General features: G+C 72.5%; 11 protein-coding genes and 1 pseudogene. 6 read left to right on the top strand and 6 right to left on the bottom strand.

Annotated elements, in window-relative coordinates; all coding sequences use genetic code 11:
• Nucleotides 1-30 precede the first annotated feature (30 nt).
• Both FB559_RS29920 and FB559_RS29915 read right to left on the bottom strand, forming a co-directional pair.
• Nucleotides 31-798 (bottom strand): hypothetical protein, encoded by a 768-nt coding sequence (locus FB559_RS29920; protein ID WP_141959851.1) that lies wholly within the window; start codon nt 796-798, stop codon nt 31-33.
• A complete protein-coding gene (locus FB559_RS29915; RefSeq protein WP_141959849.1) occupies nt 795-1,973 on the bottom strand; it encodes a hypothetical protein in 1,179 nt (392 codons plus the stop codon). Before FB559_RS29915 ends, FB559_RS29920 begins: the two co-directional genes overlap by 4 nt.
• An 804-nt stretch (nt 1,974-2,777) precedes the next feature.
• Here FB559_RS29915 and FB559_RS29910 point away from each other — a divergent pair.
• The 3 genes and pseudogenes from FB559_RS29910 to FB559_RS46875 all read left to right on the top strand — a co-directional run.
• Nucleotides 2,778-4,001 (top strand): acyltransferase family protein, encoded by a 1,224-nt coding sequence (locus FB559_RS29910; protein ID WP_141959847.1) that lies wholly within the window; start codon nt 2,778-2,780, stop codon nt 3,999-4,001.
• Nucleotides 4,002-4,175: 174 nt separating this feature from the next.
• Complete coding sequence (locus FB559_RS29905; RefSeq protein ID WP_221640236.1) at nt 4,176-5,447, top strand: acyltransferase family protein; 1,272 nt, start codon at nt 4,176-4,178, stop codon at nt 5,445-5,447.
• Nucleotides 5,448-5,472: 25 nt separating this feature from the next.
• Nucleotides 5,473-5,715, top strand: a pseudogene (locus tag FB559_RS46875) (SPFH domain-containing protein); the annotation flags it as partial.
• Nucleotides 5,716-5,933: 218 nt separating this feature from the next.
• Here the strand turns inward: FB559_RS46875 and FB559_RS29895 are convergent.
• Nucleotides 5,934-6,395: an SRPBCC family protein gene (locus FB559_RS29895; RefSeq protein ID WP_141959843.1), complete on the bottom strand. Its 462-nt coding sequence runs from the start codon at nt 6,393-6,395 to the stop codon at nt 5,934-5,936.
• Between the two features lie 64 nt (nt 6,396-6,459).
• On the opposite strand from FB559_RS29895, the gene ligD reads away from it, so the two are divergent.
• Both ligD and FB559_RS29885 read left to right on the top strand, forming a co-directional pair.
• On the top strand, nt 6,460-7,437 hold the full coding sequence (gene ligD / locus FB559_RS29890) for a non-homologous end-joining DNA ligase (protein ID WP_141959841.1): 978 nt from the start codon (nt 6,460-6,462) through the stop codon (nt 7,435-7,437).
• A 37-nt stretch (nt 7,438-7,474) separates the two neighbouring features.
• The gene (locus FB559_RS29885; protein ID WP_141959839.1) at nt 7,475-8,206 is read left to right on the top strand and encodes a maleylpyruvate isomerase family mycothiol-dependent enzyme; all 732 of its coding nucleotides are present in this window, start codon (nt 7,475-7,477) and stop codon (nt 8,204-8,206) included.
• A gap of 13 nt (nt 8,207-8,219) precedes the next feature.
• Here the strand turns inward: FB559_RS29885 and dinB are convergent, their stop codons facing one another.
• The 3 genes from dinB to FB559_RS29870 form a co-directional block, all read right to left on the bottom strand.
• Nucleotides 8,220-9,407, bottom strand: coding sequence for a DNA polymerase IV (gene dinB, locus FB559_RS29880; RefSeq protein WP_221640235.1), 1,188 nt, complete (start codon nt 9,405-9,407; stop codon nt 8,220-8,222).
• A 70-nt stretch (nt 9,408-9,477) separates the two neighbouring features.
• Nucleotides 9,478-10,041, bottom strand: a complete 564-nt coding sequence (locus tag FB559_RS29875; protein ID WP_141959835.1) for a dihydrofolate reductase family protein — start codon at nt 10,039-10,041, stop codon at nt 9,478-9,480.
• A gap of 126 nt (nt 10,042-10,167) precedes the next feature.
• Entirely contained in the window at nt 10,168-11,406 is a 1,239-nt protein-coding gene (locus FB559_RS29870) for a serine hydrolase domain-containing protein (protein WP_141959833.1), read from the bottom strand.
• A 212-nt stretch (nt 11,407-11,618) separates the two neighbouring features.
• Here FB559_RS29870 and FB559_RS29865 point away from each other — a divergent pair, with 212 nt between their 5' ends.
• Entirely contained in the window at nt 11,619-13,775 is a 2,157-nt protein-coding gene (locus FB559_RS29865) for a molybdopterin-dependent oxidoreductase (protein ID WP_141959831.1), read from the top strand.
• The last annotated feature ends 56 nt before the right edge of the window (nt 13,776-13,831 follow it).

The following is a 13,831-nucleotide window of genomic DNA, read 5'->3' as shown; positions in this document are numbered from 1 at the left end:
GGCGCGTCGGGCGCGGCCGGGATCGGCCGATCACGGCAGGGCGGCCGGCCCGCCGGCCGGCGCCGCGGGCGGTGGTGCCCCGGGCGGCACCACGGACGGCGTGGCAGGCGGGACGGCCGGGGTGACCGCAGGCAGGGCCGGACCGCCGAGCGGGGCGATGCGACGGATCACGGGCCGGGCTCCGAGCACCGCGCGAACCTTCGCCGAGGCACGCTCGGGGTCCCCGGAGACCGCGACGACCAGCCCGTTGCCGAACGGCACCCCGATCCGCTCCCCGGTCGCCGAGCTGACGACCATGTCGACCCCGGGCACCGTGGTGGCCAGCCCGGCGATCCGCACGGTCGCCCGTCCGGCCGGCACCGTCACGTCCAGCGGCAGGTGGTCACGGTCGCCCACGGCATGGCTGACCAGCGCCTTCCCGTCCGCCACGACCTTCCACACCGTGGTCGCGTCGCGCGTGCCGTCCGGCGTGAAGGAGCGGTACGTCGCCGGGTCCACGGTGGCCGTCGGGATCCGGTCGCCGTACATCCGGACCTGGCCGTACCCGATCAGCGCGAGCCGGGTCACCTCACTCTGGTGACGCAATCGCCGCACCTCGGCCTCGGTGAAGGGCCGTTCCTGGCTGACGAGCAGACCCGGCCGCGCCGGAGGGTCCGCCGGTGCGGCCGGCGGAGCCGTGGAGATCGGGAAGGACTCGACGGCGGCCGGGGTGGTCGAGCTCCCGCACCCGGCCAGACCGAGGAGGGCGAGCGCCCCGATCACGGCCGCGGCCGTACGCGGCCGTGGCGCCCCGCTCATTCGTCCACCGTGGTCCGGCCCGGCGAGCGGTCCCGCCCGCCGGCCGGATCGGCGCCGGGGATCGCATGCGTGTCGCGCGACGCCGCGGCCCTGCGGACGACCTCCACCGTCGTACGGGGGCGCCCGTCGTACCGAGGGGGTGCGACGGGGCGGCCGGGGCCCGGCCCCTCGCCGTCGCGGCGCCGCGGTCGCGCACCGATCACGCCCGCCGCGATCGCCGTCACGGTCAGCAGCAGTGCCACGCCGCCGATGAGGAGGGCGAACGCACGCCCGCCGAGGTCCCTCGCGGACGTGCCGCCGGACCGTAGTGCCTCCCGTGCGGCGAGGTCACCGGCCGGGTCGGCGGGCACGATCGGGGCGCGGTCGAGCTGGGAGAGGACCGTCGGGCTCGGTGCCGGCGCCGGTGCGACGAGCGGCGCACCCGGCGCCGTGCCGCCGTTCCCCATCGCGGCGCCCGCCGGTGGCACGGGTGGCAGGAGCGGCAGGGATGGCACGTGCGGGAACGCGGGTGGTGCGTCCTGGACGATCGGCGACGCGCCCTGGACGGCCGTCGGTCGTACGGCAGGCCGTGCCGGCTCGCCGGGGATCAGGATGGTGACGCGGCAGTGGGGATCGACCGGGGTGTCGGTCGCCCGTAGCGCGGGGCAGTTGGAGACCGGACCCGCCGCGACGACCTCGCCCACCAGCGGACCGCCGCGTGAGTCCGGCCGGAGGCGGACCGCGAAGCCGGCCGTCGCCGGGGCCTTGGCGAGATCGAGCCGCCAGGTGACGGCACGTCGTCCGAGGGCCGCCCGCCCCGTCGACGCCCATGGCGTGCCGGCCACCCAGACGGTGCCGGGCACACAGGTCAGGCGCACGGTCACCGTGATGTCGTGCAGCGGAGCGCGCGCGGGCCGCGCGGAGACCCGGTACTCGATCGCGTCACCGTCGGGTGTGCGCACGCCGTGAGCGGTCAGCGCGAGCCTGAGGGACGCGGGATTCACCACGGCGCCGGACGGTGATGCTCCGGGCATCGCCGAGACGGACGGGGCGGCATCGGCCGGGCATGCCGTCGTCCCGGCGGCAGAGGGCCACCGCGCGGTCGCTCCGCCCGCGGCCCAGGCGCCGGTCGCGCCCGCCGCGACCGCGAACGTGGCGGCCAACGGCACCACGATCCTCGCCACCTTCTGATCCATGTCCGTCCCTCTGCGTCGTTCCAGCCGGCCCGGTATTCCGAACGAGCCGATGCGACCGTTCGAGCCCGGCTTTCCCGGAAAGCGCGATTCGACAATCCCCGCGTGAATCCACGGAGCCTCGGTCCCACCGAACCTCAGGAATCGCACCCGGCGGAACCGAAGTGGCCGCCCACGCCGCCGTGACGACCGAGGTCATGGGCGTGGCGGCAAATGGCGCGCCCAGCCATATTCGATCGCCCGGTATTCACGGCATTCCGCCTGGGGCCACGCCCGCACGTCTATTGATCATCCGACGATAACAACGGCCTCGAAGAGGGTCCGCGACCGTGATCCAAACAGGGCGGAAAGACTGCCCCACGGAAAGGTCTTCACCTTGGCGCGCTACGCCGCCGGCCGACATGCCCTGGTCCGCCACCGCGGCGCAGGCGGCCGAACGCGCGTTTCGGCGAGGTCATGCGGACCGGGTCGGAACGCCGGCGTGGACGTGTGCGCCCGCGACCGTACCCACGCGGTCGCCACCGGCCTCCTCATGGCAACGTGCCGGAGACTCGGTGACGGCGGGCCCCTCGGCGCGACATGAACCGGGTCACACCGGTGAACGCGGCATTGATGGGGGGTGAACGGCTCTGACGAGCGCGGATGGCCGGCGGGGCGGCATCCGGCGGGGCCGGCCGCTCCTGGAGGACACCTGAGAGTTCACCGAGTCCGGTTCGCTCGGGCTACCGAACTGGGTAAGGTCGGCGACGCCAGTTCGGTCCTGGAACCAGCCGGGGCCGGTGAAGCGGACGAGTGAAGTAGATCGTGATGAGCACCCCCCAGTCTTCGGCGTTCGAACCGCTCCAGCGACCTCAGGCCGCCCTGCCGCCGCCGGCCTCGTCGTCGCCCACGGACGTGGTGCCGGCCCAGCCGGTCCAGCCGGCCCCCCGGCCACGGGAGCGGGACCCGTTCTTCGACAACGCCAAGTTCTTCGCGATCCTGCTCGTGGTCGCCGGCCACGCGATCGTGAACCTGCGTGACGTACGCGTCGCACACGCGCTCTACCTGTTCGTCTACACGTTCCACATGCCGGTCTTCATCATCATCACCGGCTACTTCTCCCGGAGGTTCACCTTCTCCGGCGGCAAGGCCCGCAAGCTCCTCACCAACCTGGCCGTGCCCTATGTCGTGTTCGAGACCGCCTACTCGACGTACCACTGGGCGGTGGGCCATTCGAAGTTCGAGATCAGCCTGCTGGATCCGTACTACCTGACGTGGTTCCTGCTCGCGCTGTTCGCCTGGCGGCTGTCCACGCCGGTGTGGCAGCAGATCCGCTTTCCCATCGTGGTGGCGGTCGTCATCAGCCTTCTGTCGGGCATGGACCAGCTGCCCGGCGCGCTGGAGATGAACCGCGTCTTCGGCCTGGTGCCGTTCTACGTGGTCGGCCTGTTCCTCAAGCCCGAGCACTTCGAGCTCCTCAAGCGGCGCTCCGCCCGGTTCATCGGCGCGATCGTGCTGCTCGGCGGGTTCGCCTTCACGTACCTGGTCGTCGACCGGCACCTGTCCACCGAGTGGGTGTACTGGCGCAGCGGCAACCCGACGCTGCACGTGAACAACCTGGTCGGCACGGGTGTGCGCATGGGACTGCTCCTGGCCGCCGCCGTGCTCGTCGCGGCGTTCCTGACCCAGGTGCCGCGCAAGCAGCGGTGGTTCACCTCGCTCGGGTCCGCCACGCTGTACGCCTACCTGCTGCACGGCTTCGCCACCAAGCTCGCCGACTACTACGGCTGGTACGACGCCGACGTCCTGCACACGATCCCCGGCGTCCTCGCGGTGGCCGCGGCGGGTGCAGTCCTCGCGACGCTGCTGTGCACCCCGCCCGTGCGCTGGGTCATGCACTGGGCACTCGAGCCCAACATGACATTCGCCTTCACGGCACTGCGCCGCCCGAAGATGAACCTGTACGCCGGACGCCGCCGCGCCGCGCGCAAGAAGGAAGCGGCACCCGAGCAGCCGGCCGCGCCGTCCCCGGAGCGCACCCCCGCCGGCTGACCCCACCCGGCGCGCACGCGAGTCCCCCACCTTCCCGATCACCTGTGAAAACATCGGGTGGGACCGCACCGACGAGATGCGCAGGGGGGCTGGGCACCGGTTGCCGGATGCGGTCAGACCTCGGGGCGATCGACCCTCAGGAATCAGTCGTAGTCTGTCCCGGTGCCTCCCACAATGTCCCGATCAGCCTCGGGCGACACGTCTGTCACGGCTCGCCTGGCTTGGCTGGATCTCTTGCGGGGGGTCGCGGCCCTCGTGGTCGCCCTGCACCACGCGACCTACTACTTCACTCCACGGCTGCGCGCCGGCATGGTCGACTGGTTCGACCCCGGCCTGTACGGGGTCCTGGTCTTCTTCCTGGTCAGCGGCTACATCGTGCCCGCGTCGCTGGAGCGGCACGGCCGCGTGAAGAGCTTCTGGATCAGCAGGGTGACGCGCATCTACCCGCTCCTGATCCTCGCGTGCGCGGTCACCCTGCTTCCGTTCCTGCTGGGCGTTCGCGGACTGCGCGCGGGGTTGCAGTCCTACGACCCGATGACCGCCGTCCTCGCCCACCTGACGATGCTCCAGGACGTGCTCGGCGTGCCGAACGCGATCAATGTGCTGTGGACGCTCTCGTACGAGATGCTCTTCTACCTGCTGGTCGTCGCGCTGTTCGTCACGGGCGTGCATCGCCGGTCCGCGCCGGTCTCGGTCGTGCTCGTGTCGGCGGCCGTCCTCGCCGGCGGGCTGCTGCCGATGGCGGCGCTGACCCGGAACGTCGGGGTCTGGCAGATCGTGGTGCTGACCGCACTGGTGATGGCGTCCGCCATCACCGCGGGCGCCTCGCGCCACCCGGCCGTACGCACCGCGGGCGGCGTCGCGGGGGGCGTCCTGGCGGTCGTGCTGGTCCTCGTCAACGAACGGATCGCGCCGTGGGAGGGCCTGGTGATCCTCGCGGTGATGTTCACCGGCACCGCGCTCTACCGGGCCGAGCACGGCCAGATCAGCCGCCGGGCCGCCGCGCTGTCGTCGGCACTGGTGCTGACCGGCGCGATCGTGGCGGGCGTCTGGCACGCCGCGATCGGCATGTCACCGGCGCAGGCGGACGCGTTCCAGGTGTACTGGGTCGGGTCGGTGCTGCTCGCGGCGCTGACGTTCGCCGGCGGGTGGGCGCTGCGCGGCCGCCGGATCCCTTCCTGGCTGACGGCCCTGGGCACCATCAGCTTCTCGCTCTACCTGCTGCATCCGGTGCTGCTGATGCTCAACGACCAGCTCCTGGGCACTCCGGACCATGACGACGGGGTGCGGCTCGGCATCTTCGTCCTCGTGCTGATCGGGGTCAGCGGGCTCACGTACCGCTACGTCGAGGTGCCGTTCCAGCGGCTCGGCCGCCGCCTCAACCACCGCCCGGCCGCGCTCGCCGCGCCTCCCGTTCCGGTACCTCTGGAACCCGTGTCCGAATAAAAGGTGCCCATATCAGGTCCACTCACCAGAGCGGGAACTACTCCTCAAGGGACAGGAGATCCTCACCTCGGACAAGGTCGCCGTGCAGGTCAGCATCATCACGCAGTACCGCGTCCTCGACCCGGCCGCCGCGGTGGAAAAGGTGGAGTCGTACGCCGACCGTCTTTACAGCGATGTGCAGCTGGCAACCCGGCGTTCGCTGGCGTCCATGACGCTGGAAGGGATTCTCACCAATCGCAACCGGCTCAGCGAGGACATTCTCGGTGATGTCCAGGAGGCGCCGACGCCGCGGGCGCGTACGTCGACCACCCGGTCCTGCTGCGCGTGCGTGAGCTCGAGACGCTCGCACGGCTGGCCACCAACGCCGAGGCGCGCCTGTACATCGGCTTCGACAAGCACGCCGAGCTCCAGCACGCGGAGTGAGCGCGGCGGGGTGACAGAACCGGTCCTGTCACCCCGCCGGGTGGACGGCCTCGGCCCCGGCGGTCAGTGCCGGTCCAGCTCGCCCTTGAGCCGGGACAGGGTGGTGCGCATGCCGTCGCGGTTGGCCTCGGCGCGGTCGTTCGCGACACTGCCGGTGAAGATCCGGCCCATGAGGTGGGCGCCACGGGTGCGCCGGTCGGCCCAGTGTTCGGTCAGCTCGGTGCCCTCGGGCACCGCCGCGAGCCGGTAGCTCCACCTCGACACCGGCATCCCGAACGTCGAGACGTCGAATGCGAACTCCTCCCCCGGCCTGGCGACCACGACCCTGCACGTGGTGAACCAGACCAGCGGTCCCCGGCGGTTGAAGCCCACGAACCCGGCCGGTCTTCCCTCCCGCCGCGACCACACCCACGTGGCGAAGCATTCGGGGCTCCATCTCGCCATCCGGCGCACGTCGGAGACCGCGGCGTACACGTCGGCGGGCTCGGCGTTCACAATGACGCTTTCGGCGACTTCGTCTGGCATGTGACGCACAATAGCCACGGCCGGGCGGGTTGACCTCCGAAGCCGCCACCGGGAAGGTGAGCGGATGAGCGGCAAGGGCGAGACGCGGGACGGGGTGTCGCTGACCAACCTCGACCAACCGCTGTTCGACGGCGCGGACGCGACAAAGCGCGACCTGGTCGACTACCTGGACGCCGTGCGCGACCGGATCCTCCCGGTGCTGCGCGACCGGCCGCTCTCGGTGGTCCGTGCCCTCCGCGGCCAGGATCCCTTCATGCAGAAGAACGTCCCCAAGTACACCCCGCCGTGGGTGGCGACGGTGACGCTGTGGGCGGAGACCTCCAAGCGCAAGGTCTCGTACGCGCTGTGCGATGACCGCCGTACGCTGCTGTGGTTCGCCAACCAGCGGGCCATCGAGTACCACCCCACGCTGGTCCGGGCCGCCGACCGCGACCATCCCACCCACCTCGTGCTCGACATCGACCCGCCCGAGGGCGACGCGTTCCCGCTGGCGGCCGGCGCGGCACGGCTGGTCCGCCAGGCCCTCGCCGACGTCGGCATGGCGGGCGTGGTCAAGACGAGCGGGGCCAAGGGCGTGCACGTGTTCGTGCCGATCGCGGCCGGGCCGTCGCACGCGGACGTCGCCGCGGCGACCCGCGCGCTCGCGGCGCGCGCCGAGCGGCTCGATCCGGACCTCGCCACCACGGCCTTCATCCGGGACGACCGTGAGGGCAAGGTGTTCCTCGACTCGACGCGGTCCGGCGGGGCGACGACCGTCGTCGCCGCCTACAGCCCGCGGATACGGCCCGGCGCACCGGTGTCCTTTCCCCTGTCCTGGGACGAGCTCGACGCGGTCACCCCCGCCGACTTCACCGTGCGCACCGCCGCGCGCCTCGTCGCCGACCGTGACCCGTGGGCCGGCCAGATGCCCGAGCCGCAGCCGCTGGACGCCGGCCTGGTCGAGGAGGGACGCGCGATCCCGGTCGCTCGGGTGCAGGCGATGCACGAGGGCAAGCGGCGCGCCCGCGCCCGCCGCGAGAAGGAACAGGAGGCCGGGGAGTGACACCGGCCCACCGCATGAGGGAGACGTGGTCCTGGACATGACGATCATCGATGACCTGACCGCCGAGCAGGACCGGCTGGAGGACGTCCTCGCGGGTCTGGACGAGGCGCAGTGGACATCGCCGTCGGGCGCCTCCGGCTGGACCGTCGCGGACGTCGTGCTCCATCTGGCGCAGGGCGAGGAAGGTGTCGCGGCCAGCGTGGCCGGCGCCGGGGTCGACGTTCGCCCGAGGGAGGGTGACACGGTCGAGGAGGCCATGGACCTGCTCGTACGCGCGCAGCGCACCGCACCGGAGGAGGTGTTCCGCCGGTGGCGTGAGGCACGTAAGGACGCGGTGGAGGCGCTGCGCGGAGCCGACCCGAAACGGCCGCTGACCTGGGTCGAGACGCCGCTGAAACCGGCCACCCTCGCGACCACGCGGCTGGCCGAACACTGGGCGCACGGTCTGGACATCACCGAGCCGCTCGGCATCGGCTTCCCCGACACCGAACGCCTGCGCCACGTCGCCTGGCTGGCGCACCGGACGCTGCCCTACGCCCTGGCGGTGACCGCCGAGCAGGCGGGCCCGGTGTCGTGTGAGCTGACCGCGCCGGACGGCACGGAGGTGTGGCGTTTCGGTCCCGCCGACGCCGAGTCGACCATCTCCGGCACGGCGGGAGCCTTCTGCCGCGTCGCCGCACAACGCCTCGGCGCGGCCGAGTCCGGGCTGCGCACCACCGGCCCGTACGGCGCCGTCGCCCTCAGCGTCGTACGCACCTACGCCGTCTGACGCCGCCGCGCGGTCAGTCGGGCAGCAGCGGCACCGCGACGCCCTGGTCACGGCCGAGGAGCACGGCGCGGGTGATGGCCGCCGACCCGAACCGGTCGCGTACGTCGTCGACGGCACCGTCCAGGGCGCCCGCGGCGGCCCGGCCGAACGGCAGCGGGAGCTGGACCGCCCCGTCGTCGTGCAGGTTGCCGAGCGTGACGCCGATGAGCGTCAGGCCACGGCTCCAGATGATCGGCCCGGAAGCGGCGAGCAGGTCGCGCGCCACCTGGAGGATCGCCGGGGTCTCCGCGGTGGCCTGGGCCAGTGTGTGCGACCGCGTCGCCCGCGTGAAGTCGTCGAACCTCAGCCGCAGCGTGACCGTCCGGCAGACCCGCCCGGCCGTACGCAGCCGGCCGCCGAGCCGGTCGGCCAGCCCGACCACGATCGCGTCGAGCTCCCCGGCGGACCGGTCGCGGTGCCCGAGCGCACGCTGTGCCCCCATCGAGCGCCGTCGTACCCCGGTGCGCACCGGGCGGGGGTCGCGGCCCAGGGCCAGGGCGTGCAGATGCCGCCCCGAGGCGCCGCCCAGCATCGCGACCAGCAGGCCCTCCGGCAGCGCGGCCACCTCGCCGACCGTCGTGATCCCGCGGTGGCCGAGCTTTTCCGCCGTGACCGGCCCGACGCCCCACAGCCTCCGGACCGGCAGCGGGTGGAGGAAGTCGAGCTCGCCGTCCGGCGGCACGACTAGGAGCCCGTCCGGCTTGGCGACGCCGCTGGCGACCTTGGCGAGGAACTTGGTGCGCGCCACCCCTACGGTGATCGGCAGCCCGATCTCCTCGGCGATCGCGCTCCGCAGGCGTGCGGCGATGTCCACAGGTGAACCCGAGATCTTGCGCAGGCCGCCGACGTCGAGGAACGCCTCGTCGATCGAGATCCCCTCGACCAGCGGCGTCGTGTGCCGGAACACCGCGAAAACGGCCTTGCTCGCCTCGGTGTAGGCCGGCATCCGGGGCTCCACGACGATCGCCTGCGGGCACAACCGCCGGGCCTGGCCGCCGCTCATGGCCGTGCGGACGCCGTACGCCTTGGCCTCGTAGCTGGCCGCGAGCACCACGCCCGACCCGACGATCACGGGCCGGGACCGCAACCGGGGGTCGTCACGCTGCTCGACGGACGCGTAGAACGCGTCCAGGTCGGCGTGCAGGATCGTGGCCTCGTCCATACGAACATATGTTCGCATGTCAGGCCGTGGGGTGCGTCGGCGTGGTGGGGGCCGAGCCGAGGCCGGGTACTCAGCGCCTGGTCTCGTACCTGGTCAGAAGCACGCCGTCGGGAAACGTCCGGGTCTCCACCAGGGTGAGGTTCACCCAGTTGTCCAGGGCCGTGAAGAACGGCGTGCCGCCGCCCACCAAGACCGGTGCGGTGACCAGCACGTACTCGTCGATCAGCCCGGCCCGCATGGCCACCGCGGCGAGTGTGGCGCCGCCGATGTCCATGGGGCCGCCGTCCTCGGCCTTGAGCCGGGTGATCTCGGTGACCGCGTCGCCGGTGACCAGGCGGGTGTTCCCGTCGACCGTGCCGGCCGTCGAGGAGAACACCACCTTCGGCATGTCCCGCCAGCGGCGGGCGAACTCGATCTCCGCCGGCGTGACCCCAGGCTGCTGGTCGGCGGTCGGCCAGTGGGAGCTCATCGTCTCCCACAGTTTGCGCCCGTACAGCGCCAGGCCCGTCGCCCCCACCCGGTCGGACCACCACTGGAACAGCTCGTCGCTCGGCACGCTCCAGCCGAGGTCGCCGCCGGGCGCGGCGACGTAGCCGTCCAGGCTCAGGTTCATGCCAAAGGTCAGTCTCCGCATGGCGTCAGCCTTCCGTAAGTCGGTACTCGGCGTACTGGACCGGCACGGCGCGGAGAAATCATCGGTCATGCCACACCGAGTGCCAATTCACCACCATGCCATGGTGGGACACCGGATCGGCCCAGCTCAGAGACTGCCGCCGAGGTCGCCGGCCGGCCAGGTCCCCACGTCGTCGGCGGTGTCGTGGAGCGCTCCGTCGATGTCGCGGTACCGCTCGCCGGACGGGTCGTCGCGCTGGTCGAACATGGCCGCCCAGGCGAGCCCGTCGAAGCGGCGTACGAGCAGCGTGTAGGTGCCCGGCAGGCTTCCGGTGTGCCAGGCGACGGTCCGACCGCCCGCCGGGCGTACGTGCCAGCCGCAGCCGTAGTACCGGCCGTTGCCGCGCGTGCCCGTCTCCGGTGGCGCGAACGCGCGGGCGGCCGAGGCCGGCGACAGCACCGGGGTCACGCCGTCGAAGATCCGCGCGAACCGGACGAGGTCCACCGCCGAGGCCAGCCAGCCGCAGTTGAAGGCGTTGTTCTCGTGGTTGAACGAACCGTAGGGCGCCGCCACCAGGGTGCCGGACGGGTCCATGACGGTCGTGCTCTTGTACTGCGAGTGGTAGGTCACCTCGCCCGCGGCCGGGACCAGGGTGCGGCCGAGCCGCATCCGCCTGATCGCCAGCGGCGTGAGCACCGCGTCCTGAACGTACTTGGCGTACGTCGTGCCGGTGACCTTCTCGATGATCCTGCCGAGCAGCAGGTAGCCGTAGTTGCTGTACACGTAGGCCGTGCCGGGCGCCTGGTCGAGGGCGCGCGACGTGACGTGCCGGACGATGTCCTCCTGGCCGATCGGGAGCCGCTTGCCGAGAGCGCCGGCGATGGCGCCGTCGTCGAACATCGGGTCCGCGGACCGCTCGCGGCTCCAGCCGCCGAGGTGCTGGAGCAGCCGGAGGACGGTGACGTCCGCGAGACGCGGGTCCGCCGACGTGCTGAGCCCGAGGAGACCGGCCGCCCGGTCGTCCGGCTTGAGCCTGCCGTCCTGCATGAGCCGCAGGACCGCGGCGGCGGTGACCGGCTTGGTGACGCTCGCGGTGCGGAACAGCGAGGTGGGCGAGGTGGCCGGCACCGGACCGGTGCTCCAGGTATAGCCGCGCGCCAGCACCAGTCGCCCGTTACGCGCCATCGCCAGCGAGCCGCAGGTGATCGCACGGTCCTCCATGAAGCCCATGACGGTCGCGTCGAACTCGCCCAGGCCGGGAAGCCAGCGGCCGGTCATGCGCCAGCCGCGCTCGGACGCGCTCGCCCGCCCCGGTAAGGCGACGGCGGCTCCCGCCAGCCCGGTGAGCCTGCCGAAGTCACGCCGAGACAAGCGGTCGGCAGTCAACGCCCCTCCAAACGCGGTCCGCAACGGCCAGCGCACCGCTGACCTGGCAAAACGGCGCGATGCTAGACCATCGCGAGCCGCGACACCCGGGCTGTCTCGCTACGAGCCTCCCGGCGGCACGGCCGATCGGGGCGGTTGTAGGTCTTTTCCCCAGCTTGGTCACCGGCCACGCCCGGCGGCCGCCGCCAAAAGTGGCTACTTACAATGCGGGCATGGCCATCGAGGAGCGGGCTACGTACTGCCGGATCTGCGAGCCCCTGTGCGGCCTGGTCGCGACGGTGGAGGACGGGCGGCTCGTCCGGCTCCGGCCCGACCGCGAGCATCCCCTGTCGCGCGGCTTCGCCTGCCCCAAGGGCATCGCCATGACCGAGGTGCAGAACGACCCGGATCGGATCCTTCGTCCGCAGCGCCGGCGGGCGGACGGCTCCGGGTTCGAGCCGGTCGGCTGGGACGAGGCGATCGAGGACATCGGCCGGCGGCTCCGCCGGATCACGCGCGAGCACGGCGGCGCGTCCGTCGGCTGGTACTTCGGCAACCCGGGAGCGTTCTCCTACTCTCACGCGCTGTGGCTGCGGGGCTTCATGACGGCCGTGGGCTCGCCGAACCTGTTCACGGCCGGCTCCCAGGACATCAACAACCGCTTCGTGGCCAGCCGCCTGATGTACGGCTCGCTCACGCGCGTGCCCGTCCCGGACCTCACGCGTACGGAGTTCCTGCTGGTCATCGGCGCCAACCCGCTGGTCTCCCACGGCAGCGCCATCAGCGCGCCGCGGATCAGGGACCAGCTGGCCGCGATCGTGCGGCGCGGCGGACGGGTCGTCGTGGTGGACCCGCGCCGGTCGGAGACGGCCCGCGCCCACGAGCACGTGCCCGTACGGCCGGACGGTGACGCCTGGCTGCTGCTGTCGCTGCTCCACGTGATCTTCGCGGAGGGGCTCGAGGACGGTGCCGCGATCGCCCGGCAGGCACGCGGCCTGCCCGGTCTGCGCGCGATGGCGGCCGCCCATCCGCCGGAGCGCACCGAGGCACGTACCGGCGTGCCCGCCGACGACGTACGCGGCCTGGCACGTGACCTGGCCGCCGCCGGAAGCGCGGCCGTGTACGGGCGCACCGGCTCCTGCCTGGGAAGGCACGGCACGCTGGTGGCGTTCCTGCTCGACGCGCTCAACGTCGTGACCGGCAACCTCGACCGGCCGGGCGGCGCGGTCTTCGGCTCCTCACCGCTCGGCATCGAACGGCTCGCCGACCGCCTCGGCCTCGCGACGTACGCACGGAAGCGCTCCCGCGTGGGCGGCTTCCCGGACGTGCTCGGCAGTTTCCCGGCCGCGCTGATGGCCAAGGAGATCACCACTCCCGGCCGGGGGCGGGTGCGTGCGATGTTCGTCTCGGCCGGCAACCCCGTCGTGTCGGTGCCCGACGGCGACGAGCTGTCGGCCGCGTTGTCCCGGCTGGACCTGCTGGTCTCGATCGACCTGTACGTCAACGACACCAACCGGCTCGCCGACTACGTGCTGCCGGCGACGACCTTCCTCGAACGCGAGGACCTGCCGGTGGCGAGCCTGAGCCTGTTCACCACGCCGTTCGTGCAGTTCACCGGCCCCGTGGTGGCACCGTACGGCGAGGCACGGCAGGAGTGGCAGATCATCGACGCGATCGCCCGCCGTGCCGGGCTCCTGCCGTTCGCACCCCGGTGGCTGGGCCGGCTGACGAACCGCGTGCCCCTAGTCACGCCGGCACGCCTGCTGGACCTCGCCCTCCGCCTGGGCCCGCGCGGTGACCTGTTCGGGCTCCGGCGCGGCCTGAGCCTGGCGGCGCTGCGGGGGCGCCCGCACGGGGTGGTGCTGGACGAGCACGTGCGGACCGGCGTGCTCCGTGACGTCGTACGGCACCGCGACCGCCGCGTCCGGCTGGACCCGCCGGAGATCCTCGCCGAGTTCGAGCGGCTGGGCGAGCGCGAGGACGACCCGGCGTACCCGCTGCGCCTGATCGGCCTGCGCGAACTGCGGTCGCAGAACTCCTGGATGCACAACTCCGCGACCCTCATGCGCGGCGGGCGCTCGCACAGCGCCCGCATCCATCCCGCCGACGCGGCCGAGTCCGGCGTCGAGGACGGCCGGACGTGCCGGGTCACCTCCCCGTACGGCTCGATCGAGCTGCCGGCCACGGTCACGGACGAGGTCGCGCGGGGCGTGATCGCGATCCCGCACGGCTGGGGGCACCATGGCGGCGGGTGGCGGCGCGCCGACCGTGCGGGCGGCGCGAACGTGAACCTGCTGACGTCATCGGACCCGGCCGACCTGGAGACCCTGGCCGGCATGGCGCACCTGAACGGCGTCCCGGTACGCCTCGAAGGTGTGACCGTCGGCTGAACGTTCAGAACGAGGTGGCGTACGCGGAGCGGCACATCGGGTCGACGTGGAAGTCG

Origin of the sequence: Actinoallomurus bryophytorum, from assembly GCF_006716425.1 — a bacterium.
Taxonomy (GTDB): Bacteria; Actinomycetota; Actinomycetes; order Streptosporangiales; family Streptosporangiaceae; genus Actinoallomurus; species Actinoallomurus bryophytorum.
The sequence above is the reverse complement of the archived record's forward strand: the minus strand, read 5'-3'. Positions and strand labels throughout refer to the sequence as shown.

Bases quoted from the DNA above. Each gene is read 5' to 3' on its own strand.
- FB559_RS29920 (WP_141959851.1), bottom strand. From the start codon at position 798: ATGAGCGGGGCGCCACGGCCGCGTACGGCCGCGGCCGTGATCGGGGCG.
- FB559_RS29915 (WP_141959849.1), bottom strand. From the start codon at position 1,973: ATGGATCAGAAGGTGGCGAGGATCGTGGTGCCGTTGGCCGCCACGTTC.
- FB559_RS29910 (WP_141959847.1), top strand. From the start codon at position 2,778: ATGAGCACCCCCCAGTCTTCGGCGTTCGAACCGCTCCAGCGACCTCAG.
- FB559_RS29905 (WP_221640236.1), top strand. From the start codon at position 4,176: ATGTCCCGATCAGCCTCGGGCGACACGTCTGTCACGGCTCGCCTGGCT.
- FB559_RS29895 (WP_141959843.1), bottom strand. From the start codon at position 6,395: ATGCCAGACGAAGTCGCCGAAAGCGTCATTGTGAACGCCGAGCCCGCC.
- ligD (WP_141959841.1), top strand. From the start codon at position 6,460: ATGAGCGGCAAGGGCGAGACGCGGGACGGGGTGTCGCTGACCAACCTC.
- FB559_RS29885 (WP_141959839.1), top strand. From the start codon at position 7,475: ATGACGATCATCGATGACCTGACCGCCGAGCAGGACCGGCTGGAGGAC.
- dinB (WP_221640235.1), bottom strand. From the start codon at position 9,407: ATGGACGAGGCCACGATCCTGCACGCCGACCTGGACGCGTTCTACGCG.
- FB559_RS29875 (WP_141959835.1), bottom strand. From the start codon at position 10,041: ATGCGGAGACTGACCTTTGGCATGAACCTGAGCCTGGACGGCTACGTC.
- FB559_RS29865 (WP_141959831.1), top strand. From the start codon at position 11,619: ATGGCCATCGAGGAGCGGGCTACGTACTGCCGGATCTGCGAGCCCCTG.